The sequence below is a fragment of the Deinococcus sp. Arct2-2 genome, from assembly GCF_004801315.1.
In the GTDB taxonomy this organism is placed as follows: domain Bacteria; phylum Deinococcota; class Deinococci; order Deinococcales; family Deinococcaceae; genus Deinococcus.
The window spans coordinates 40,343-64,362 of the sequence record NZ_SSNW01000015.1; the positions used below are offsets into that span (position 1 = coordinate 40,343).

Consider the following 24,020-nt stretch of genomic DNA (forward strand, 5'->3'; position numbering starts at 1 on the left):
AGTGCTGACCGATCTTCTCAAGCGTTTCCCAACCCCTATTCCTAGTCTTCCGGAGGCACCCCCATGACCACAGAACAAGTCAGTATCGGCGTAGATGTCGGCGGCACCAAAATTGCGACGGGCGTGCTGCGCGGCGACCAACTCCTCAGCCGCCACGTGCAGCCCACGCCCGAAACTGGCTGGGAAGCCGTACTGGACGCTATTGCTACCCAAGTGCAGGATTTGCAGACGGCGCACCCCGACGCCCGCTTGGTCGGCGTGGGCATTCCCGGCCCGCTGAATGCTGACCGCACCCGCGTCAAGTTCGCGCCCAACATCTACGGCTTTACCGATGTGCCGATGGTAGATGGCCTGCGAGACCGCCTCGGCCAGCGCATTATTTTGGAAAACGACGCCAAAGCTGCCGCCTTAGCCGAAGCCCACATGGGCGCGGCACGCGGCACCGAAAGCAGCATCTACGTGACCGTCAGCACGGGCATCGGCGCGGGCATCGTCCTGAACGGCCGGATTTGGCGTGGGCGGCACGGCATCGCGGGCGAAATCGGGCATATTACGGCCTTGCCGGGTGGCCCAGTCAGCGGTGCGGGCCTAGACGGAGCGCTGGAAGCTGTCGCCAGCGGCACCGCCATTGCTCGCGACGCCAGTTACGCCCTGAACCGCGACGTATCCACCGCCGAGGCCTTTACACTGGCCGAACAGGGCCACCCCGCCGCCCGCCGCATCATCGCGCAGGCGCTCCGGCACATCGGCATCGCGCTGGCCGATCTGCAAAAAACCATAGACCCGGAAGTGTTCGTGGTGGGCGGCGGCGTCGCCAGCGTCGGAGATTATTTCTTTCAGGGCGTGCAGCGGGCCGCCGACGAGTACGCCGCCGGATTTGCACCCGTGACCATTCGCCGCGCCCAATTGGGAACAGATGCCGGGGTCATCGGGGCAGCGTTGGCAGCGCGGCATGGGTGAAAAACTGTAAGTGGTAAGTGGTGAGTAGTCAGTAGGAGAAGATAAGAGAGCGGGCCTTCAACAAGATTCTGTTGACAGGCCCGCTCTTTTCCCACTCACCCCTTACGGTTTTTAGATCACAAATTCGCCCGCCCGCATCACCGCTTCCCGCTCGCCCGACGCCCTCAGGCCGTCCACATCCATATCCGCGCTGCCGATCATCCAGTCCACATGCACGAGGCTGTCGTTGCCGCCTGCGGCGTTGAACTCCTCCAAGCTCATCTCCACGCCGCCCGCCACGTTGAAGCGGTAGGCCGTACCGATGGCAATGTGCGAGGCGGCGTTTTCGTCGTACAGGGTGTTGAAGAAAAACAGTCCTGAGCGGCTGATCGGGCTGGAATGCGGCACCAGCGCGACTTCTCCGAGGCGGTGGCTGCCCTCGTCGGTGGCGATCATTTGGGTCAGGGCGTCTTGGCCCTGCGTGGCGGTGGCCTCCACGACACGCCCGCCCTCGAAGCGAATCCGGATGCCGTCTACCAGCACGCCGTTATAAGACAGGGCTTTGGTGCTGACCACCACGCCGTCTACCCGGTTCCGGTGCGGCGCTGTCCAGACTTCCTCGGTGGGAATGTTCGCGGTAAAGGTGATGCCGCCGGGAGTTTGGGCTGAGCCGCCGCCCCAGATGTGACTGTCTGCGAGGCCCACCGTGAGGTCAGTTTCGCCACTCTTGAAATGGAGGGCGTGGTACTGCTTGGCCGTCAGGGTGTCGCGGCGGCGTTTCAGGTCGGCCAGATGCGTGTGCCACAGCGCCACCGGGTCAGGCTGATCGGCACGGGTGGCCGCAAAAATGGCGTCCCACTGCTGAGAAATGGCTTCTTCGGTACTCGCGTCGGGGAACATGACCTGTGCCCAGCCCGCAACGGGGGCGCTGATCAGGTTCCAGTTCAGGCGGTTGGTCATGACCTGCGCCGTGTAGGGCTTGCGGTAGGCGGCCAACGCCCGTGCATGGGCCGTCACGCGGGCCGCATCTACACCCGCCAGCAGCCCCGGATTGGCCGCCCGAATCGCAATGACCGCGCCGCCCGCCTCGGCCACTTCTGTTTCGGCATTCACGCGCCACTGGCTGATGGTCTCGAATGTGCCTTCGGGGGCCAGTTCGAAGCGGGCCAGCACCACGTCATCATCGTCCCAGCGCACGTCGACAAAGCTTGCGCCCGCCGCATAGGCCTCGCGTACCAACAGGCGGGCCAGCGGAGCCGTGTCTACCGGAGCCTGCACCAGCACACGCTGGCCGGGGCGAATGCCCAGCCCGACGTTGACCGCCAACCGGGCGTAGTTCTGCAACTTCTGTTCAAAGGTCAGGCCGCTGCTTGAAGGAGTCATGGGGTGTAAGATAGCGTGCTAGGCGCGTTGCAGTGAGGCGGGTGGGCAGCAAAGGGGAGGCCCGGACACCCCCCCACTAGACCCATCACTTGACCGCACCGCCGATAGCGTCTATATTCCTGTGGCTGGCAGCGAGGCGTAGCGCAGCCTGGTAGCGCACTACCTTGGGGTGGTAGGGGTCGCAAGTTCAAATCTTGTCGCCTCGACCAGCAGAACCCGCTCTAAGAGCGGGTTTTTTCGTATCGTGATTTGCTGGAATGAACCAAAATCGAGCCCATGTGCTACGCGTGTGCTACGCGCCAGAAAGACTTCAGTCTGATCTCGGCAACATAGAATACGCAGAGCCGATGAAGCGTTGTAGCTACACTTCTGCCAAAATCAATAAGTGCGTCCCACCATCTTCAGTACTCACTTCGCTCGGTCAAGCTAAAGCTTTACGGCGAGGTACTTAGGTCAAGAGCTGTGCAGGACATTCATGATGTCGCCGTCTTTCATCACGTACTCTTTGCTTTCGGTTCTGACCCAACCCTTGCTTTTGGCATTGGCCCACTGGACGCCGGACAACCCGGAATTCCGGGCAATTCAGGCATGGCGGAGGCCGACGGCGGGTTTGCCGCCACCTGAGCCAGCGGACGGGTGTCACGGCTGCCGATCGCCTGCTGTCCGCAGAGGCCGCCACATCTGCCTGCGGCCTTAGCTACTATGATGACAATGGGGTACTCACTCGATTCACTGCACTGGATGCAAGCGCTTCTTGACGGTGAACCTCCAGCCGTCTCCGCACTGAACACCCTCACGCATTCCTACCGCATCGTCGCCTTTGTGCTGCATGACCCTGACGTCAATACGGAATTTCATCAGGTCATGCGGGAGCGCTTCAGCGCTTTACACCGCATTACAGGCCGGCAGGTCCTCTTCTTCGTGGCAGGGCTTGAAGACCGGGTTAATGACCCGAAGATGGAAACCGTTAGGGCGGTGATCAACGATCTTGCTGAAAGGTACAGCAACAGCGGAGCACGCCAGCAGCCGGGGAATGGTGTGCCACTCGTGGCAGACGCGGTGGGTCTGACCGGCAGGCTGCCCGCGATCGTGGTGGCAGACGCGACCGACGATGACCCTATGCGGCTCCAGTGGTTCTGCACGCCTACAGATGCCGCAAACGTCTGGTGGCAGTTGGAAGGCCTCGTAGCCTATGAGGCTGCTCGTACTGAAGCACGCACATCCCGTTCCTACGGCGGGCCGGACATCCAACTTTACGTGCATGAGGCTGAGCCCCTTAACCTCGGCGGCCGGGAGCGCAAGGTCACAATGTCGGGGCACTACCTGGCTGCTGCAAGTCAACCGCAATCATCGCGGTTGAAGCGGCTATCGACCACCATGACGAATGATCTCGCCGCGGCGAGTCAAAGGCTGGAAGAAGTCGTAAAAGCTGCACGAGAGAAGCCGGATGAGGATGAGGTTCAGACGGTTCAGGAGGTCGCGCACGAGGTCAACATGAGGCTTCGGGTGCTCACGTCAGCCCCCCTTCCCCGGCTGGCCTTTCTTGATGCAGACATCAATGAGGAAAGCCGGGTCAATGTCGTGACAGCGTGGTACTCCAAGCAGGCGCTGGATGCCTGGGCACCCGTCTTTGCAGCCGCTACGGGACCCGTTGGCGTCAGCGCATTTTCCCAACCTTCGTACACGGGACCCGTAGTAGAGCTGGGGAGCGCCGTCGAACGAGAACTGGTGTTGTCGGCGGGGCAGGCGTTGAGGGCGTATGTCGGCGTTCCTTTTCCTCAGGCTTACAACCGGGTGGCTCCGGACGTGCCGGGTCAACCCTTCAAACTTCGCGTGACCGGCGCCGATGGTAGGTCAAAGTCAGTGAAGCTCAACAACGCTCAGCATTCGGGTGACCTGTGGCTTCCGCCGCAAATCGGCGAGCTTCGGTCGGCTTTTCACAGTACTGCCGGTCCGGACGGTGAGGCCCTGACCACCTGGACCTCCCCGCTGTCAATGGAACGGTTCATCGAGGAATGGGACGCCATGTCCAAGATCCGAAATGACGCTGCGCACGCAAACCGGCCCATTACGGGGGCTGACTTTGATTGTCTCCTTGAAAAGATGAATCATCTCAAAATTCGTGGTGACCTCGACTGGATCGTGTCCACGAAACGGCATCTTCAGGACGCCATGTTCGCCAAAGTGCAGCTGTGGAAATCTTAACCCCCGACAGAGGAAACACCAGTGGCGAAACCTTTACAAGCGTGGGTGTTGAAGCAACCCGACGGCGGATTGTCGTTGGACGTCGATCGCCCGTGAAATGATTGCGCCTATATGCTCCCATCACTTTCACCGCTGAGGACACCATGATTGTCAACGCCGAACCGACCCTGTGGACCCTGCTGAGTGAGGGTGAATACAGCGCCGCTGAACAACACCTTCAAAGTCCTACCATCCCGGACGACCAGTGGGGGGCCGTGATCATTCAATTCCTCCAGGGGCACCACGAGCAGGCCAGTGCATTGCGCGGCGCATTGGGGCTGACCGTTCCGCCCGATTCGGTGCTGACCGAAGCTCTCAAAGTGGCCCTGGTGTCGCCGAGGCCGCTGATCGCGCTGAGCACCTTCCTGCGGGAGGAGGACGCGCGCACTTGGCTGGAACGGGCCAAGCCCATCTCCGGGGCGCTGCCGCGGCCGCTGTTCGCGGCGCTGCTGCGCCTCACCATGAGCACCGGGAACCCCACGGCGGTCAATGACCTGTTGGCAAGGTACCCGGCGCCAGCTCAGCCGTCCGCGCTGACCGGCGTGGCGCTGCTCACGACGCTGCACGCCGCCCTGAAGGGCGCCAGTGACCCTGGATCTGTCGTTGCGCTGATCGAAGCGCTCAACGAACCCCACCACAGCAACGAGCCGCTGCTGTGGCTGGCCCTTTCCGCCGCTGCTCACCAGCTTGATCATCAGATACAAGCCGTTCAGTACGCCACCCGGGCGTTTCAGTTACTCGAACCGCAGGCGTTCAGTGCGGACCTGAGCCCCCGCATGCGGCTGCATTTCGGAACACATGACGATCCGCAGAACATGGGTGTCATCGCCCACCCGCCCGCCGCGTGGAAAACGCATCTGGACACCATCGCTAGCAGTGACGCGTACCCACTGGAAATGCAGGCGCACGCGAAACTACTGCGCATCAAAGCGGGCCTGAGCTGCGACGCCACCCAGGACCTGGACGAAGCGCGCGGCGTGCTGGGAGAATCCCTGCTCGTGCTGGCCGTCACGCACGCCCCCACCGGGGAGATCCTCCCGGACCTGCGGCAGTTCAAGGCGGTGATGCAGACGCACCTTTACCAGCACGGCACCGCACCTGTGGACGCCCCGGTCTTCACCTCATCAGCGCCACTCGACCAGGACACCGCCCTGGCCCTGCATCAGGAGCTGCTGCACTGGCCGGAGGAATTTCAGACTGGTGACGGGCAGGGCATCATGCATGCCGCGCAGCGTCAGGCATGGCTTACCGGACCGTGGTGCAGCAGCCTGGAAGCGCACGGCATGACGGAAGAACTCTACGAAGCGGCGCGAACGCTGCTCAGCAGCGACGGCGAGAATCCATCACTGCTGTTTAGCCTGGCGTTCCACGCGGCCAGCCTAAACACTCCTGAAGGCAACGCCGAAGCGACCCACACCTACCGGACGCTCTTGGAGCATCAACCTGCCGACACCAGCGCCATGAACAACCTCGCGTTGCTACTGCAACACGAACAGCAGCTGGATGAAGCGCGCACCCTGTTCGAACAGGTCCTGGCTCTCGCACCGGACCATGCGCAGTACGTCCAGAATTACGTCTCGCTGCTCAAGAGGGTGGCCGAACGGGACCCGAACCCCTTGCAGGGAGCGCGAACCTTCGCGCAGACCCTGCATACCCGGTGGCCGGAACGCCTAACCACCGAGATGCTCGGGGACCTGCTGCGCGTTCAGGTGCAGGCCGGGGACCTTGAGGGGGCTGAGCAGACTCTTGCCCGACCTGACCTGAAGGTTGAGGATGACGCACGCCAGCGGATTCTGGCGTACATACACCTGAACGCCGCTTTCCGCGGGGAGAACGTAGACCTTCAGGCGCTTACCATCAGTGTCGCCACGCTGGACAAGACGGTGGAGCTGCACCTCGCCGTGGCGCACTTGGCGGCGCAACGCGACGAATGGGACACCGTCAATACCGCTGTGCGTCACGCCGCAGCCCTCACGGAATCGGCCGCGCCGCGGTTCTACTTCGGGGACCTGCCGGTGATGGAAACCATCCATGGCAACACCCCGGCGGACCGCACCTACATCCTGATGGGACCGCCCAGCGCCTGGACGGACGTGTTCGCCCTGCGTGAGCGTCAGGATCTCCCATCTGATGTCCGCGGCGCCCTGTGCCTGCTGACGGTGGCCCTCCTGCCAGAGGAAGCGGTGCAGCTCAGCGCGCTGGTTGAGCAGGCCCGAACGCTCCTGGGGAACACCCGCTGGGTGCAGTTCTATGAACCCGCCCCGGAAGACCGAACCGCGGCGCTTGAACATCAGAAAAGGTGGGTGGCGGCGTACTTGAACGAACCGGACGCCTTGAAGTACCAGGATGAACTGGACGTCCCGGCCGATGAAACCATGACCATCGAGCAGACGCGGGCGCTGCACACGGCCCTGATGATCTGGCCGGACGCGTTTGCCGAAGGACGTGGAGAGGACATCCGGGAAACGACGCAACTCACCGCCTGGCACGACGGCTCGTGGCAGACCCTGCTGCGCAAGCATGAGCTGCACCTGGAAGTGTGCGAAGCGGCGAAAGCCATTCTTGACATCGACGTCGACGAGTCCGACACGGAAACGCTGTTCGTGCTCGGCTACCACAGCACCCAGCTCGGCACGCCCGCCGGGCTGAGTGAAGCGGCCGACGCGTACCGGCAGTACCTGACATTAAGCCCGGGCAACGCCGCGGTGCTGAACAACCTCGGCAGTGTCCTTCGCCGTCAGGGGAACCTCACCGCCGCCGCTGAGCATTTCGAGGCGGCCCTGCAAGCAGATCCAAACACCCCGTACGCCGCGCAGAACCTCACCCGTGTGCAGCAAGCGCAGACCCTCGCGCCACTCAAGGCGCGCGGCATTGACCTGCGGTACACCAAAGACAGCACCGCAGGACAGCATGACGTGGCCCGCGCGTACTGGGACCGCACCGACATCGGCTGGATGCACCCTCTGAAAGACCTCCAGCAGCGCTTTGGTCTGAGCGCCACTCAGGTCAAGGACACAGCGGTCAACGCCGCCTGGGCGTACGCCACCAACCGCGCCTGCCAGGATTGCGGCACGCCGTACGAGTACACCAGCCGCAAAGACTTCGACGATCGCCAGCGCTACACCCAGGCTGCGTTTGTCTGCGCAGACTGCACAAAGAAACGCACCCAGCAGAGCAAAGCGCAGTCCGTGCAACTTGAACAGGAGCGCCGCACGCTGCTGAACCGGACCTTTGACCTGAATGAAGTTGCCGCGCTGGATCTGAACGACCTGACCCTCAAAGATGCTGTGTACCTCGCCAGTGTCGCCCGCGCCGGCGCCAGCGAGGACCTGCGGTACATCAACCCCCTGACGGAGCATGACGACGCTATCGGACCTACGCGGACATTCAGCGTGGGGATGCTCAGGCACCTGGATGACCGCCTGGTGCTGCGCGTTCACCCGGCCTCCAACCCAGCCGCGTTCTCCTGGGAAGGTGACAAGGTCAGCAGCTACGACCTGACCAAAGTGCACTGGGGCATCGCTATGGGCGGTCAGCAACTGCCGTTCGGGACGTTCATTGAGCAGCTTGAAGCCCGCCTGGGCGAAGGGCCAGAAGGGTGGCCTGACGCGTGGGTGGCGGAGATGCCGCACCTGTGGCGGGAGATCATCCTCGATGAAGCTCTACGGCAACTGGTGTACTACCTTGCGGAGCATAAACTGGAGTTCAACCCCGGCGAGAAATCCCTGCTGACCATGCGGGCCGTACTGGAGGACTTCACCCTGGCGCAATCCTGGAACCTCTCTTGGCGCATCGCCAGGGACGCCGGCGCGTACTATCAGCGGGGCGGCATCACCCGCGCTCACGCCGCGAACAGTGCCATCACGAAACTCAAGACCTCCGCCGAACACCACAAAGCCAACGGTTGGACACTCAAACCTTACGGGCGGAACTTCAACACGCCCATGCCCGTGGTCAGCCAGGTGCTGTTCATTCACGCGTTGAAGCTGGGCGTCGGCTACCAGGATCAGTTGCCGCCATCCGTTGATGTGCCATGACAGACACCACGTCGCAGTTCGGTGATTCTGAGACCTTCGCTGCTGTCTGGACGATCATCAGTTGAGCGTTAGTGCGGATGGCCTGTCTTGCAACAATTCTCATCCGAGCTCATGAAGTGAAAAACAGGTCGGGTCATGTCATAGGGCTCTTACCGTACGAGTAGGCCTATGCCTACTACCCATACAGGAGCACAGTGACCCGACGCCGACTCACCCCCGAAGACATTCAGGAGGCCATTCATCGGTTCGCAAAGTCCGTTGGTGACGGGGGTGCGGGGCATTCGTGGGGATGGCTCAGGGATTCCAATTGCTAAGCCCATGATGTTCACTCCTCTTTCTCCGCACGCGGCCTGATCAGTGTTTTCACTGGGAGCGGCGCGACAACCCTGCCAGTGTAAAGGATGGCGGTCTAGGGTGAACCGGGGCCTTTCACGTTTTGCCGATCACCTTCTGGGCGGCCTTCTCCTTCCGGAGCGGGTGCGGCATATGCGGCAACGCGCCCCGCCCGTACCACTTACGCTGCCCTCTATATGTTCAGGCCGCCTTCGTGGTTTGGGAACAGCAAAGTCGGCACGGGTGGCGTGTAGACCTTAGGTGGCTACAAACATTCTCAGATGGTTGAGCTTACGCTTGCTGCCTCCTACAGGTAACGCCGCCAGTTCCAAAGCCTAACTTCGCTTATTTTCTCCTCCGTTCAGACGACAACATGGAGCAAAGCGCCGTTTAGGGCGTCCCGGCTTGCTGGAGCCAACTCGGCCTTTTGTCACCCTTCACAGTAGGGTTGCAACGTTTTGAGCAGCGCTAACTGCAAAGGGGGAGGAGCGATCTATCTAGCTCCTTCCCAGTACTTTTACATTTATAGCGGCAAACCGGAGTAGTGTTCTATCTTTCGGCAAAAGCCACCTGGGAAGATAATTGAGCCTTCCTCTGCCATACTGAAGTATAAGAAGTCCATAAAATCGTCAAACGTAGGACAGCAAGTACTCAAAGCTACGTAGAACTCTTCAAGAGAAGCATCTGTCTCGATATGGTGGCTGCCTTTGATGGAGCCAGCATCCAATTGGTCTTCCGAGATATTGTATAGCGTGAGCATGAATTTATCAAAAAAGCTGCGGGGGATACATAAGGACCTGAAGTGCGCTTCAAACTCAATCTCTATGAAGGGAATGCGATTGCTGTCAGAAGATCGCTGGAAGTTTTTTGACTTAAGCAGCCGGTAGACTGTTTTGCGGTCAACATCCAAATAGGCAGCGGTTTCGGTGACCGTGAGACCTGAGTTGAAATCTCTAGTCGGGATGGCTGTGCTGAAGCGATTGGCTAGTGTCATTTGTTGTTCTCCTTGTTAATTTGAATGGGGGCGAGCTGTTCACGAAGGCTAAACACGTCTGTTCGTTTTTCGTCGTCAAAGACGTGGCGGTAAGTGTTGAGCGTGATCTCCGACGAGGCATGGCCTGCGCTGGCGGAGACCACCTCCAGCTTTTCGCCATTGCGGAGGCGTTGACTGATGTGGGTGTGCCGTGCAGAGTGAGAGCTGAAGCGGGCTAGCCCTGCTGCATCACAGATGAGGCAGATAGAGTGATTGACGTTGCGGGGATGAATTGGAGTACCTACCGCCGTCGTGAAGATCAATCCTGTAGCTGTCCAAGCGGGGCCAACCAGAAACTGATCTTCTTGTTGGCGACGGTGCTGAATGTGGAGAAGCGCCAACAAATCGGGACTGGCATACAGGCGACGGCGAGAGCCTGTGGTCTTCAAAGATCCGATGACCGCTTGGTTGCCTTCAATTTTGACCTGCTGTTCTACCCGAATTTCTCCGGTCTGAAGATCCACATCTGTCCAGCGCAGGCCCAAGGCTTCACCCCGCCGTAGACCCAAAGAGAAGAGCGTGTAGAAGAGGACGTAGAGACGGTCTGTCTCAGCAGCTTTAATGAAGGCGTCCAGTTCTTTGAGATCTAACGCCTTGCGCTTGTGACGGCTGCGCTCGGCCAACGTCGAAGTAACACGTACGCCTTGAGCTGGGTTAACGATCAAGAGTTCCTCGTCGATGGCTGCCTCAAATGCTGCCCGAAGATGCGAGAGGATCTTGGATCGGCTGCTGGCGGCTAGGCCTTTCGCCGTCAATTTGCCGTCCAGCTCCCGAATATGGGGCCGTTTGATGGCTTGTAACTGTAGACGTCGTAAGTCGGCTGGCACGTGCTTGAGCCTGAACACATACTGCTCGTAGGTGCCTACGGCGATGTGGGGCTGGCGACGGGCAAGCCACAGATCCAGCCAGTCTCCCAGCGTCGTGGTGCTGGGCAGGCTGATCTTGCCCTGTTGATAGGCGGCTAAAACCTCAGTACGTCTGCGGTTGGCTTCGGTTTTATTTTCGGCTATACCTGTCAGCCGCTTCTGCTTGCCATTGGCATCCCGGCCCACGGTGACCTGCCAGCGGTAACGCCCGTCAGGGAGTCTGTAGACACCTCCGTCGCCATTGCCACGGGTGCGTTGACGAGGCCCTCCGTAGCTCGGTGAAGACTCCTCTTCGGGTATGGAATTGGCTTGCCGTTTGCTCATATGGCCATCTCCTGTTCGATCCAACGCAGGAGGGCGGTGCGGGGAAAACGAAGGCGCTGACCCAACTTGATGTGCGGGAGGCGACCACAGTGGGCCAGTTCGTACACCTGATTGCGGCCGATGTTAAGTAGCTGGGCCGCCTGCTTCGAGTCAAGTAGTTCAGGGACGATGGCCGGACAGGCGGTGGACAAGGGGGGGATGCTCTTCATGGGGGGCTCCTTGTTGAAACACAGAACGCGGAAGGCTTTGGAGACCGTTCTGGGACGTTGCGGTTCAACGAGTGCAAGATCGTGACGGCACCGGGCATCAACCTTTGCTCGGATTTGGCGTTCGCGACTTTTTGGGGGCCGGTGCAAGCAGCAACCGACCCCCTTTGACCTCTTCTTTAGGCCGTTCCGTTCCCCGCAGGGAACAGTCTGGCTAGCCTTTGCGGGAGGGCGGCATGGGCAGACGCCACGTGTTTTCGTCGTCTAGAGCGGCACGAATGGTCGGTAGCCATGACCGGGCGATGGTCAGGGCCACTGCTGCAACCCCCCGACGGGTTGTGTCCTCGCGTTCCACATCAGAGGCCTGGTCATACTCCTGGCGCATCACGTCGATAAAGGTGAACGGCTCCTTCTGCTTACCCTCGCCCAGACTCCGTTCGCGCCGGAGTTCTGCGAAGACCAATTCCACCAAATGAACTTGTACCTGCCGATCATCCTTCCCACCGGAGAGGCCCACCACGACTCGTAAGCCATCGGGCATGTAGCGGCTGAACAGTCGGACATCACCCTCTGAGTTGAGAGTCTTCCAGACCAAGGCCAGAAGTTCACCTGTTTCCAGCAAAAGTTCACTGCACATGCGCGTCCAGATAGCGCGGGTCAAGGGATCGCCTTCATGTGACCATACAGGGAAGGTGCGCTGGAGCAGCCAGTTGGCCTCTTGTTCCATCAGGCGGGCGAAGGCCCAAGGGGTGACGACATGCAGCACTCTGTTCTCGTCCAGGGGTGTAGGTCTAAAGGCCTTGCGGCCAGAGTTATCATTCATGGTGATCCACCTTTGCTTGGATTCTGGAGGGGCCTTGGTTTCCTAGGCTTCAGCCCCTTCAGGATCCCACTTTATCACTAAGCGACAATAAGTCAAGCGATAACAACGTAAGGTGTTGTCTGTACTTGATGCCCATGAGTCAGGGCACAATGCAAGGCATGTCCATTGTCCGCTGGCGGCTCGCTGAATACCTTGAGGAGCGGAACTTTACGACCTATGCCCTGGTACAGGCCATAGGAACGACCCGCATGAACACCATCTACCGAATCGCGCGGCGTGGTGATGAACCCACCCGTGTCGACTTGCCGACTCTTGCCAGTGTGCTGGATGGCCTCCGAAAGTTGACAGGACAGGATGTAGCCATCACAGATGTGCTGGAGTACATTCCCGACCCAGAATCGCCAACAGGCTAAGGCTGGGGGGGAGGGGGGTGAACGTAAACTGGCTTTGCGTTGGAGGGGAGGCCGCCCTCCCTGCCGTCGCTCTTCCCGCTGGCAGCGAAATTTAACGGCCTGCTTGCTGCCCGCCGTCTGCAACATCCTGAGACATGCATCTGACGATCTATGGCCGACGCGGAGGGTTGAACGGGATGCCTGTAGCCGCCGCCCAGATAGACCCACAAGACGGTGAAGTTGCTCGCCGCTTCCGCTGGTATCTGGGGGGCCGCAAAGGCCGCTACGTGATGGCCTGCACGCCTACAGGTACGGTCTTGCTCCACCGGTTGCTGTTGGATGCTCGACCCGGTCAGCGCGTCGGCCACCGCAACGGCGATGCCCTAGACAATCGGCGGGCCAATCTGCTGGTTTTAGACTGACGTTCCCTGCTGGAACAAATTCTCTTTAGCTCGCTCGCTTGGCTGCCTAGCCCCGAACGCGCTTGCCCATCACGCTGCCGATGCGTTCCAGCAGGGCTGTCCGGCGATCAGCGTAAAAGCTGCCGAAGTCGTCATTTCGCATGGCCTCCACGTTGATGACGTGGGTAGCCAAGATTTCGTCCATGCGGTCTATGTCCACCCCGCCCTCCCGCTGGAGCTTGGTGAGGTAGCTGCTGGGGGCCACGCCGCCAATCATGCGGTTGGTCTTGGCGGCCAACGGCGTCTTGTTGATGATGCTGTCGTACTTTTTGCGGTCAATCCCTGCGGTTTCACACCACTTCTGCGGAAAGATGTGGTGGACGTCAATGTTCTGCTCGAAGTAGCTGGTGTCGGTGGCGGCCTGCCCGGTACGGAAGTCTTCGGCCTTGTCGCGCATGAGCAGGGCGTAGACGCCCTTGTAGGCCGCGCTGTTGCGGGTGCGGAGGTCATCCAGCCTCTCGGCATTGAAGGTGGCCTCGCGCACCGTATCCGGCTCGCTGTGGCCTTCCATCCATGTCAGCAGTTCCGGAAAGTCTTTGCCAAAGCGGGTTTCGGTGGCGCTGGCGTACAGTTCTCCGAATACACCACACCAGTACCACTGCGCCAGCTTGTCCTGCACCGCCACGCTGTCGGCCTTGTCGCCCAGTACGGCAAGGGCGGCGGCCAGCGGCACCAGTTGGGTGCGGTAGGGCAGGTCGCGGGCCATGAAAATGTTCTGACGACGGAGAAAGCGGGCCGCCCGCACATAGCCTTGCTCCACGGCTGCGGCGTGTTCTCGGTATTCCTCCAACGAGAGCTTCAGGAGGTCTTTGCGCTTGCAGGACACCGCCGACGCTTCACTTGGTGTTTTGCCTTCGGCCATCTGGGCCAGCCTGCGGGCGCGAGTCACCAGCAAGGTCACCGATTGCAAGAAGTCGGAGCTTTCCACCGATTCCAGCACGGGCCAATGGTGCAGCCGGGCCTGAATGCCGGGAGTGTTGCCCTTGCTTTCTCCGAACCACGCATCCCGCAAGTGGTAGTCCTCGGCGGCAAAGGTAGCGGTCAGCAATTCGAATACGGTCAGGCTCACGCCCCCCGTGTTGACCTTCTCGAACACCTGACATACGGCCTCTTTCGGCGTGCCCTTGTCCATCGTGATGACGGGCACGTGATAGGCCCGGAAAGGCTCCACGACTGCCTTCTTGAAGGCTTTCCACGTCTCTTTTTGAACGCTTGAGAGGTCGCGGTAGCCGTCTACCCAATCCTCGTAGTCATCAAACAGCAGCCCCAGTGGAAACATGCCTGCCTCGCGTTCTTTGTCCCCGGTGCTGTAGTCGGAGATGACGTCGCCTCGGAAATTGCGCAGCTTGCGGTCTTCGGGCACGCCGATAAAGGCTTCTTCGCGGTCGACGTTGGGGTCGCAGGCCTTGACCATATCCACGTAATACCAGCGCTTGATGTCCTTGTCGCGGGCGTCACGGGTTTCCACGGGCTTGCCGCTGGCGATGGCCTGATACAGGCTGGTAATGCGCTGCTGACCGTCTAGAAGCAGGTGGTCGGCAGACTGACTGGCGGGATTCGGCGCACCCTCTAGGGGCCGCAGCTTGAACTTCACGTCCGGGTTGCCCGTCTCCAGCATCATCACCGCGCCAATGGGGTATGACTGAGACACACTGGCAAGCAGGCTGCGGATATGTTCGTCGTTCCAGACCCAGCCGCGCTGAAAGTCGGGCAGTTGAATCTTCCCCACGGCCACGGCACGCAGCATCTCTTGTAGAGCTTTTTTATCGGGGGTGAATGATGTGGTCATGAGTGACTCCGTGGGTGAGGCCAAGAGTGAAGGTGTGGGTGGAAGAGGTGCGGCAGCATGAGCAGGGTCAGAGCCTACGCCCAGCGCGTTTTCTGATACCGGGCCAGCTCCGGGCCACTCGGCAATTCCTCGGCCTTGTTGCCGCTGCGGTGGTAAAACACATGGCGCTTGGCCCCGCTCTTGTCAGCCACCACCACGAAGGCTTCCTGCGCTCCGGCGGGCACCTGCACCCGGCACACGTCCTGCCCGTCCAGTGGCCCCACGCTGATGCTCAGGGCCGCCGCCACGTCCTGCCCCAACGCTTGCCCCAGCAGCCCGCGCAGGTGGCGTTCAAAGCCGTCTGGCCCGCCAATCTTGTCCGACGATGCGTAATCCGCCGCCAGCCCCAGCGCCTTGCCCGCATCATCCACGCCAATGAGCAGCGTCCCGCCCTTGCCGTTCAGGAACGCCGCCACTTCCTTCACCACCACCGCTTCCAGCTTGCCGCGCAGTTCGGGTGTGGCCGGGTCGCCATTGGTGGGCGAGCGCAGCGACGACTTGAATTCCAGCAGCTCCGATTCGGGCTGGCGCACCAGCCGCGCCAGTTCCGGGTCGCCTTTGGGTGGGACCAGCCGCACAAAGGCTGCCAGCGCCGCCGCCTTCACCTCTGCCGACACCAGCGGGAACGTGCCCAGAATGTGGGTGAATTCGGATTCCGAGAGGCCGTACAGGTGGGCCACGCGGCCATCCAGGTCGGCCCGCAGCGCCGCCCGCCCCGCTTCATCGGTCACGCCGTCCACGCCTCCGCGCAGGCCCGCCGCTTGAGCCAACTCATCGAACTCTGGAGCCGTGCAAATCAGCCGCGCCGCCGCTTGAACAATGGGTTGGAATTCGGGGTGGGTAGGAGTGAGCCGGGGAACGGGTAGGCCGTAAACAAAGAAAAAAGAAACATGAGACGTGACTCGCTGCCTAATTAAAGAATCGAGCATAAAGCTATTGAATAGAGCTACCACGTAAAGTCGTGATGCATTAGTCATGCTCTCAATGTTCAACTCAGTCTTTCCAGCATTTACGCGGTCTTCAAAAACGCTTTCAAGGCTCATAGTGTGCGGGCAAAAGGTGCCCGATTGAAGAACAGTTGAAATGAAGGTTCGTTCGTTGGTAGGTGCAGTGATGTCTCGAAAAGCGATTCGGTAGCTTTGATAGTCAAGTTTTAGGCTTGAAACATCCAGATTTGCGGCGACGTTCTGTTTTTTCGCCTCACGTTCAACAGCTTTTACTCTCTCGGCGCGTAGCACTTTGGATGCTTCCGCTTCGTCCAGCCAATATTTAGGTTGGCCCCAATCATGCCGGAATTGATGAATTATCTTGCCCTCGTACAGCGGCAAGCGCCCCGGCCCCGACGAGGTTTTGAACAGGTGGCTGTCGTTGGTCATGTCAAACTCGCGGGTCAGCTTCAGGTTCCACACGCCGTCCAATTGCTCGCCCAGCAGCGGGAATTGCAGCATCTTCTCGGCAATATGGGCGTCCAGTTCGCTCTTGAACTCCATCACGCTGAGGCTGTCGGGCGAGAGGCGGCGCACCATGTCCACCGTTAAATCCATGCCCACTGCGCCGGGAAAGTCCAGCAAGTCCTTGACCTCGTGGCGCATAAAGGCAGCAGGAAACTTGGCCGTGTGGCCGCCCTTGCGGAAGCTCAGCACCACGAACTTGAAACGGCTGTCTACGTTCTCGAAGATCACCCGGCGGTTCTCGAAGCAAAACAGGCCCGTCACGTCTGTCTCGTCGAACAGCATTTCGCGCAAACCTTTCGCGCCCAAGTCCGTGTAGATGCCGCTGGGAATGACGATGCCGCATTCTCCGCCCGCTTTCAGGAGCCGGAAGGACTGCTCCAAAAACAGCTTGTACAGGTTCAGGTCGCTGCCCGTTTTCTTGCCGTTCACGGTGCTGCTCTGGTGGGCAAACTGCGGCGCGGCGCGGTAATAGGCGCTGACGTGCGGGTAGCTCGACTGGTACGCCAGCCACTCGGCACGAATGGCTGGGTCGGCCAGTAGTTTGTCCTGCTCTTTCTCAAAGTCCTTGATGCCCATTTTGTTCTTGCTGACCAGCGCCGAGTGCGTCTCAAAAAACTCTTTGGCGTTGGGCTTCACCACGTCCCACGGTGGGTTGGCAATAATCGCGTCGAATCCGCCCCGACCCATCACTTCGCTGAACTCGAATCCCCAGTGAAAGGGGCGCAGGGCCTCTATGTCGGCCAGCGTCAGCGTCCGCTTGGTGGGCTTGCCTTCCTTGCCCTTGGCGGCGTCCCAGGTGGCCTGCTCGAACTTGATGCCCAGACGGTGAAAGTCGGCCAGCAGCAGGCGGTTTAGGGTGGTCTGCGCGGTCTTGCGGTTGGCCTCAATGTCGTCGCGCAGCTTTCTCAGGTCGCCCAGCTTCAGGTCTGCGGCGTGGCGGTAGCTGTTCAGGTCGATGGTGCGCTGCTGGATGATGTCGGGGTAGCGGGGTTCGAACATGCTCTGCTGCGGGTTCAGGCGGTCATAGTCCTTATCGTCCACATGCAGCAGGCCCACCAAGCTGTTGCCCGTCAGAATATTGAAATCAATGTTGGGCAGCGGCTCCAGATCAATCAGTTCATTGGCGCTGCTGACGAGGCTCAGGAACAAGCGCAGCTTGGCGATTTCGGCGGCCTCCTCCATCAGGTCTACACCGTACAGATTCTCGGTAATGATCTTCTTTTTCAGGTTGTAGTTGGCGCTGCGGTGGCCGCTGTGCAGCTTGTTGCTCCAGTCGTTCAGGGTGGGGTCGTTGAAGACGTGTAGGCGGCCCATCAGGGTGGAATACACGTCCAGCAAAGTCTTCAGGGCAGCTACGAGGAATGCGCCAGAACCGCAGGCGGGGTCAAGCAGGCTCAGGCTTTTCAGGCCGTCGTCAGCGGTCAGCAGCCAGCGCGTCAGCCCCACGTCGGCCCTCATCAGCGCGTCGGCCAGGCTGGTTTCGGGGCGCTCACCGGGCTTCTTGCGGGCGTTGATGCGGTCAAGTACCAGGCGGTCTACGGTCTGCTTGCACAGGTACTCAGTAATTTCGGGCCGGGTGTAGTACGCCCCGAACCCCTTCTGGTTGATGTACTTCTCAAAAATATGGCCCAGCACATCGGGGTCAAGGCCGCCCGCGTGCTTGTCTTCTTCCGACAGGTTCCACTCGTACCCGGCAAACAGGCCCAGCATCAAGTCAAAGGCTTCGTCGGGAATAAAGATTTGGTCAGCAATTTCGTGGCAGAGCAGCGTGTCAGATTTCTTGGTGGTGTGCTTTGTCTCGATGGGGTGTGGCAGAAACAGTCCACCGTTCAGGTACGGGATGGCCCCCGTCAGCGTCACCGATTCGGTGCTGCGGTCAGCGTCCGGCTTGGCGAAGGCTTCAAAAAACAGCGCCTTCAGGAATTCGGGGTAATAGCGGCCCTCGCCCCGGCTGCGGCTTTCTTTCAGCTTGTGCTGAAGGTAGCTCAGGTCGCCCGCCTTCTTGCCCACCACGTTCAAAAAGCCCTTGCGCTGCAAGAAGTACACGAACATCAGGCGGTTCAGGACGACGCTGGCGTACCACGCCCGGTCACGCTCGTCGGGAATGCCCTGTATCTGCTCGGTAAAGGCAATCCGGTCACGCTTGAACTGGTCGTAAAACCGCTTGACCACCACCTGCGAATCCAGCGCAGTAGCAAGTCGAGCGGCCACTTCGGTCACCTTCAAGTCACCATCGACGTTCAGTTCCACCATGTCCACGAACAGGCCCGCCAGCTTGGACACGAACAGGTCGTCGGGCTGGCCCTTCACGTAGGTATGGGTACGCGGCTGGGGCTTGGCCTTCTTATCGCCCGCCTTCAGGTCGCGCTTGACCCACACCCACTGGCTCTGGTCGCGCCCCGCGTTCACGAAGATGAGCAGGTGTTCGCGGTAGGTGGTCAGCAGGCTGTCGCTGAGGGCCAGCCGTGCGGGGGCGTCGGGCAGCACGTCGCCGCAGGCCACCTCCAGCACCTGTACGCCGCCCAGTTCGGCAATGGGCTTCAGGGGGAAGGTCTGGCCCGCCGCCTGTACTGGGGCCACGTTCTGACCTTTGGGGCGGTTCCAGCCCAGCAGGTTCATCACGTCGGCAAACTCAAAGGCCCGCAGGTGGCCGCGCAGGGTTTTCAGGTCGGCGGCGCTGAGGGTCAGGGGCGCTTTGGTAGGGGCGGCTTTGGCGGCAGACTTTGGGGCGGTGGTCATGGGGTTCCTTGGGGAGCCGCAGGGTTAGCGGTAGGGGAGAAGGGAGAGCGCAAGCCCAGCGAGCAAATAAGCTGGGGTTCGTGGTTCGCGGCGGTATCGTCTTGCTTCAGGCTCAGGCGATCGTCTTCCCGCAGCGTCAGCACTAGCGCGGCCAGTTGCTCATCGCTCAGGCCCGTTTTCAGTTGCCGCGACAGGGTATCCAGCGCCGAGGCCCGTAGCGGGAATTTGTAGACGTCGTCCACGGTCAGCAGCAATTCCGCCGAGGCATACAGCGAACCTTCCAGCGAGGCCGCGTACCGCTTCAGGCGCTCATAGGTGCGGGCGCGGGGGCCACCAGAGCGCCCCAGTTGTCCGCCCGCTGTGGCCTCTTCCGTATGAATGTGGGCCACGCCCGCCTGCACCAGTTCATGGTGCTGAGGCAGGCGCTCCAGGGTCGCCTCGTCGGGGGGGCAAGTGGCCGCGTCCAGAATCCGCAGTTGGCTCTGGGTCACGCTCTCGCCTCCCTCATTCATCCACGCCAGCGCGTCGTAGCCGCTGGGGGTGCGGGTATACACCAGCACGCCGGGGGGACTGTCAGGAGTAGGGGTATGGGCTTTGGTGCTGTACACCACGTCGGGCAACGCCGGGATGCGGGCAGCCAGCGTGGGGTCACGCTTCAGGGCCTTTTCCCAGATGGAGAAGGCGCGGCTGGCGAGGTCTACGTCGCCGTCGTCCTCATCGTCCAGCAACCCCGACTTCTCGTTGTACAGGTCGTGCAGCTTCTGAGACTCGTCATCCTCAAAGAAGCGTTCGTCGGTGCCCACTACCTCGGCGTTTTCCATCAGGCGTTGGCGCACGCGGGCACGCAGATTAATCAGCCGCTCCACCCCATCGGACGGCAGGAACGAGTAGCCCTCGATGAAGGGTGCTTGCTGCCCAATCCGGTCAACGCGGCCCGCCCGCTGAATCAGCCGGATGATGGCCCAAGGCAGGTCAAAGTTCACCACGATATGGGCATCTTGCAGGTTCTGGCCCTCGCTCAGCACGTCGGTGGCCACCAGCACCCGGATGTCTTGCCCCGGCGTCAGCGTCTTGCCGTTGCTGACCGGAGAAAAGCGCCAGGCCAGAGCACTAGGGTCGGCGCTGCTGCCTGTCACGCCTTCTACGCTCGTCAGCCCCCGCGCCTGCAACTCCTGCACGAGGTAGCTCACGGTGTCGGCAAATTGCGAGAAGATCAGCACCTTTTCGGTGGGGTGGGTTTCGGTCAGCAGGGCCAGCAGGGCACGCAGCTTGGGGTCGGCGTCGGCCCGCCACTGGCCCACATTGGTCAGCACCCCCAGCAGGGCGCGGGCGTCCTTGTTGAGGGCGTCGTGCAGCTTCTTGGTCATGAGTTCCGGGCGCAGCCACTTGAAGCGGCGCTTGTACACGGTCTCGTAGCGGCCATAGATTTGGGCCGCCTTGGCGCGGTAGGCGGCTTCGCTCCGCAGCAGGGCGGCGTCGGCGGCACCAGAGATATCGGCGTCGGTCTGCTCACTCTCCAGCGCCGCGTCCCCGTCCGTCGCCCACAGCCCCTCGCTGTCGTCGTCGCGCTCGTCCAGCAGGTCAGCCCCCTGCGACCCGATGGGAATCGGCTTCCCGGTTTCCAGCGCGTGCATGAAGATGTAGTTCCGCAGAACATGCCGCTCCACCGACTGCACGAAGGTGGCCCCGCTGCTCTCCAGCCGCTTGAACAGGTTGGTGCGCGAAAACCCGATCAAGCGCTTTCCGGCGCGGCCCAGGTTGCCCAGCTGCTCCAGTTCGGCGGGGGTGGCCGTTGCCTTGGCCTTCTCGTTGATGTAGTTGCCCAGCCCGTAGCGGGGCAGGGCCAATGCGCCGATCATTTCCACCACGGCGGGGGCGTACAGGCGGGCGTAGGCGTCGTGGGGGTCGTTCTCGTCCACCGCGAAGGTCACGGTGCGCGGGCGGCGGGTAGGAAAGTAGGCCCGCGTGCCCCCGGCAAAGGTCAGAAAACGGCGGCCCTGATTCGGGCTGGCGGCGTCGGTGTCCAGTTCGGTGTAGTTCTGGAGCACGAAGCTGCGGGTGCGGCGCACCAGATACATCCTCATCAGGTCGCGCCAGTCGTCGGCGTACACGCTCTTTTCAAAGGCGGCGATGGTGGTGGGCTGGGTCTGAAACCGCGCCGTGAACTCGGCCTCGCCTAGATCGCGCATGAGCAGTTCGGGCCGGATGCCGAGGTCGGTGGTCTCGGGCACGAACAGCCGCAACTGTGCGCCGAGGTCGGAGAAGGCCTTGTTGTAGGGCGTGGCCGACAGCAAGATGACCTTGCTTTCGTTCTGCGCGATGTACTCCTGAATGGCCCGGTAGCGTCGGCCCTCGCGGTTTCTCAGGTTGTGGCTCTCGTCAATCAAGACCACCTGATACCGCAGCGTCTCGGCCAACTGGGTCGTCGCCCGGCTGATCGGCATGACCTTGGCCGTCAGGTGGTAGCGGTGCACATAGTCTTCCCACATCGGCACGAGGTTCACCGGGCAGATGATCAGCGTGCGGGTGCCGTGGTCGTCTTGCATGACTCGTGCCAGCGCCGTCGCCATCAGGGTCTTGCCGAGGCCCACCACGTCGCCCAGCATGACCCCACCCCGGCGGTTCAGGTGGTGCGCGGCGATCTGCACGGCGGCGGCCTGATAGGGAAACAGCACTTTTTCGAGGTCACGCGGAATCCGGAACTGACCCACCCCGGCGCGGGCTTCGCGGGCCAGGTGGTAGGCCATCTTCAGGTAAATCTCGTAGGGAGTATGGCCCAGCTCGCCTGCCCAGCTCTCGTCGATGATCTGGGCCAATTCTTCGGAGATGTCCAGCGCCCAGCGGTTGTCCCAGCGGGCATCGAACCAGTCGGCGAGCTGCTGGGTGGCCGCGTGGTCGGCAGCATCTATGTTCAGCTCGCCCTGGCGCTGCAACCCCGCGAAGGTCAGGTTGCTCGATCCCACGAAGGCCATGCGCGGGGTGACCCCGCTCGGCAGGTGAAACAGGTACAGCTTGGCGTGCAGCAGGAATTCGAGGAACAGCTTGACCTGCACCTTGCCCGCCTTGAGTTGCCGACTCAGGCGGCGCAGGCCTGCCTCGTCGCGGCTGGACGGCGCACCCAGCATGAGCTGATTGCGGAAGGCTTCGGCGACTTTGCGACGCAGGCCAAGGGCGGTGCGGTTGTCCATGCCTTCGGCCTGCCCCAGAACCCGCAGGGCGGAGCGCAACTCGCCTTCCGGCAGCTCCTGCATGCCCACCAGCAGCCGCACACGTGAGTCGTCTTCGCCTGCCCAGCCCTCCACGAGGTCGTCCACCAACTTCCAGCCGCGCAGGTTGAAGTAGCCCACGCAGAAGTCGGCCCGATTTGAGTGGGCCATGGTGTCCCGCAGGGCGTCTTTGAGGTGCAGGTCAATGTTGTCGAAGATGCGGGGCACTGGGCCAATACTAGTGCGGTTGAGGTGGCCGGGTGGCCGAAGTTGCGTCCAGATGCCGTATCGGGTTTCCCCCCAACTTGGGGCCGCCGTATTCCCCGCAGGGAACGGGGAAGCCCCTGATTCATCTCGTCCCGAGGGTGGACAAGACCTGCGACTGTAGGCGACATTCTACCACTTGCTGCCATTCTGATCGAGAGAAGCTGTGGAGCACGGCCCCGGTCGCTCCGTCCCGGAGGTTGATTTCTTGGTCGGTGGCCTCCTGCCGACGCTTGAGATACTTCGAGAGGCCCCGCGCCGTGCAGGTCAGTCGCTGGCCGTGCACGCTCTGAACAAACTCTCCGAACAACTGACGGGCTTTCGCACTGCCCGCCGCTCCCGCTAAGGCCAGCTCAAGAGGGCCTTGCTCAGCCTCACCGAGCTTGAGGACGTAATTGACGACCGCGTCTATCGACTGGGCCTCTTCGATGGTGGCGGCCCCTGGACAGCGCCCCACCCCCAAGCCTTCCAGAGCGGTTGAGTAGCGGTCGGCCAGCCACGTTGCCAACCAAGGTACGGGGCGTTGGCAGTAGATCAGCCCATGCAAATGGGGATTCCAGCCGCGAACCCCGTCGTAGACAGTCTCTACTTGGTAGGCGAAACCCAAGAAGCCCAGCACCTTCTGCGAGACGGCAGCCTTGCCCGACGCGAAGGTTTTCTTCTTCACCTCGCCCAGCAGATCAAGGCCCGCCGTCAAGCTGCGCTGATGGTGCGGCAACGTAAGGGTGACGAAGTAGACCACTCCGCCACGCCGAGCCACTTCATGGGCATCGCGCCGCCACCGGGCTGCCCGCCGCCGCAGGATGCGCTCCCGGCACACGGGGCAGAAGTTCACGAGTCCGCAGCGGCGCACATTGGTGAGGTAGGGCCGCAGTAGAAAGTCCTGCCTGACCTCAATCGGGAGCAGGCGGTCTATGGGCACCTCATTGCACACCAAGAGCCGCAGCTTTGCCTTCTCCAAACGCTCAATCCCGTTAGGCCACTGGGTCGCCACGAGGTGCCGCAGCTCATCGGGCAGCAGGGTGGCGGCGTGGGGTGAAGAAGTCGGCGTAACAGGAGATAAAGAGGGGAGATCTCCGATTTGTGTGCTGGTGCTTTGGCTGGAATTAGGGGCGATGAAAGGCGTTAAGGGGGCTTTCGGAGTCATACCGGGACGGTGCGGGATGATCCGGGCACTCAACGTCGCCTCTAGAACGCTCAAGGACAAAATATGGAGTCGCCTGTGTTGGAATACATCAGCTTTGCGTACCAGAAAAACCGCTAGAACCATCAAGACGAGGCGAGCCGTGGTCTCGCACAAGCAAAACGAGAAGACCTTTCTTGCTGGAGGCCTTCCGCTCCGTTGGCAAACTGGATCAGAGCTTTGTGCGTGGTGCCAACAGTCTGGAGTTCAGCGACTTGGTGCTGTACCCCTGAGCCTATGAGTGAGGTTCAAGGTAACTGGTGTTTGTAGAAGGTGTTGAGAACCTGAACGGAAGCTCGGATAAT

At 61.2% G+C, this 24,020-nt stretch carries 14 protein-coding genes, 1 tRNA gene and 1 pseudogene; 6 read left to right on the plus strand and 10 right to left on the minus strand.

All coding sequences use genetic code 11. The annotated features are described in order from the left end of the window. Positions 1-63 precede the first annotated feature (63 nt). Positions 64-960, plus strand: a complete 897-nt coding sequence (locus E7T06_RS08805) for an ROK family protein (protein WP_136365468.1) — start codon at positions 64-66, stop codon at positions 958-960. Positions 961-1,071: 111 nt separating this feature from the next. On the opposite strand, the gene E7T06_RS08810 is transcribed toward E7T06_RS08805, so the two are convergent. Further along, positions 1,072-2,322: an aminopeptidase gene (locus E7T06_RS08810; RefSeq protein ID WP_168733444.1), complete on the minus strand. Its 1,251-nt coding sequence runs from the start codon at positions 2,320-2,322 to the stop codon at positions 1,072-1,074. A gap of 132 nt (positions 2,323-2,454) precedes the next feature. On the opposite strand from E7T06_RS08810, the gene E7T06_RS08815 reads away from it, so the two are divergent. Further along, positions 2,455-2,531, plus strand: a tRNA-Pro gene (locus E7T06_RS08815). A gap of 244 nt (positions 2,532-2,775) precedes the next feature. Here E7T06_RS08815 and E7T06_RS08820 read toward each other — a convergent pair. Beyond that, positions 2,776-2,871: pseudogene (locus E7T06_RS08820) on the minus strand (DUF933 domain-containing protein); the annotation flags it as partial. A 192-nt stretch (positions 2,872-3,063) separates the two neighbouring features. On the opposite strand from E7T06_RS08820, the gene E7T06_RS08825 reads away from it, so the two are divergent. After that, a complete protein-coding gene (locus E7T06_RS08825) occupies positions 3,064-4,527 on the plus strand; it encodes a hypothetical protein (RefSeq protein ID WP_136365470.1) in 1,464 nt (487 codons plus the stop codon). 143 nt (positions 4,528-4,670) lie between these two features. Beyond that, positions 4,671-8,603, plus strand: a complete 3,933-nt coding sequence (locus E7T06_RS08830; RefSeq protein WP_136365471.1) for a tetratricopeptide repeat protein — start codon at positions 4,671-4,673, stop codon at positions 8,601-8,603. A gap of 856 nt (positions 8,604-9,459) precedes the next feature. Here the strand turns inward: E7T06_RS08830 and E7T06_RS08835 are convergent. The 4 genes from E7T06_RS08835 to E7T06_RS08850 all read right to left on the minus strand — a co-directional run bounded on the left by E7T06_RS08835 (position 9,460) and on the right by E7T06_RS08850 (position 12,188). Beyond that, positions 9,460-9,930, minus strand: a complete 471-nt coding sequence (locus E7T06_RS08835) for a helix-turn-helix domain-containing protein (RefSeq protein WP_136365472.1) — start codon at positions 9,928-9,930, stop codon at positions 9,460-9,462. Next, entirely contained in the window at positions 9,927-11,159 is a 1,233-nt protein-coding gene (locus E7T06_RS08840; RefSeq protein ID WP_136365473.1) for a tyrosine-type recombinase/integrase, read from the minus strand. The genes E7T06_RS08835 and E7T06_RS08840 overlap by 4 nt, the downstream gene beginning before the upstream one ends. Further along, positions 11,156-11,368, minus strand: coding sequence for a helix-turn-helix domain-containing protein (locus E7T06_RS08845; RefSeq protein WP_136365474.1), 213 nt, complete (start codon positions 11,366-11,368; stop codon positions 11,156-11,158). Before E7T06_RS08845 ends, E7T06_RS08840 begins: the two co-directional genes overlap by 4 nt. A gap of 211 nt (positions 11,369-11,579) precedes the next feature. Continuing rightward, complete coding sequence (locus tag E7T06_RS08850) at positions 11,580-12,188, minus strand: hypothetical protein (RefSeq protein ID WP_136365475.1); 609 nt, start codon at positions 12,186-12,188, stop codon at positions 11,580-11,582. A gap of 158 nt (positions 12,189-12,346) precedes the next feature. Between E7T06_RS08850 and E7T06_RS08855 the strand changes: the two genes are divergently transcribed. Together E7T06_RS08855 and E7T06_RS08860 are read left to right on the plus strand one after the other, a co-directional pair. Continuing rightward, complete coding sequence (locus E7T06_RS08855) at positions 12,347-12,601, plus strand: helix-turn-helix transcriptional regulator (protein WP_136365476.1); 255 nt, start codon at positions 12,347-12,349, stop codon at positions 12,599-12,601. A 134-nt stretch (positions 12,602-12,735) separates the two neighbouring features. Continuing rightward, positions 12,736-13,002 (plus strand): hypothetical protein, encoded by a 267-nt coding sequence (locus E7T06_RS08860; RefSeq protein WP_136365477.1) that lies wholly within the window; start codon positions 12,736-12,738, stop codon positions 13,000-13,002. Between the two features lie 46 nt (positions 13,003-13,048). Here the strand turns inward: E7T06_RS08860 and E7T06_RS08865 are convergent, their stop codons facing one another. From E7T06_RS08865 to E7T06_RS08880, 4 genes are all read right to left on the minus strand, one after another. Further along, complete coding sequence (locus tag E7T06_RS08865; protein WP_136365478.1) at positions 13,049-14,830, minus strand: DUF262 domain-containing protein; 1,782 nt, start codon at positions 14,828-14,830, stop codon at positions 13,049-13,051. A gap of 74 nt (positions 14,831-14,904) precedes the next feature. Beyond that, the gene (locus tag E7T06_RS08870) at positions 14,905-19,062 is read right to left on the minus strand and encodes an ATP-binding protein (RefSeq protein ID WP_136365479.1); all 4,158 of its coding nucleotides are present in this window, start codon (positions 19,060-19,062) and stop codon (positions 14,905-14,907) included. Next, positions 19,059-22,496: a helicase-related protein gene (locus E7T06_RS08875; RefSeq protein WP_136365480.1), complete on the minus strand. Its 3,438-nt coding sequence runs from the start codon at positions 22,494-22,496 to the stop codon at positions 19,059-19,061. The genes E7T06_RS08870 and E7T06_RS08875 overlap by 4 nt, the downstream gene beginning before the upstream one ends. 121 nt (positions 22,497-22,617) lie before the next feature. Beyond that, positions 22,618-23,733, minus strand: a complete 1,116-nt coding sequence (locus E7T06_RS08880) for a hypothetical protein (RefSeq protein WP_168733445.1) — start codon at positions 23,731-23,733, stop codon at positions 22,618-22,620. Between the last annotated feature and the right edge of the window lie 287 nt (positions 23,734-24,020).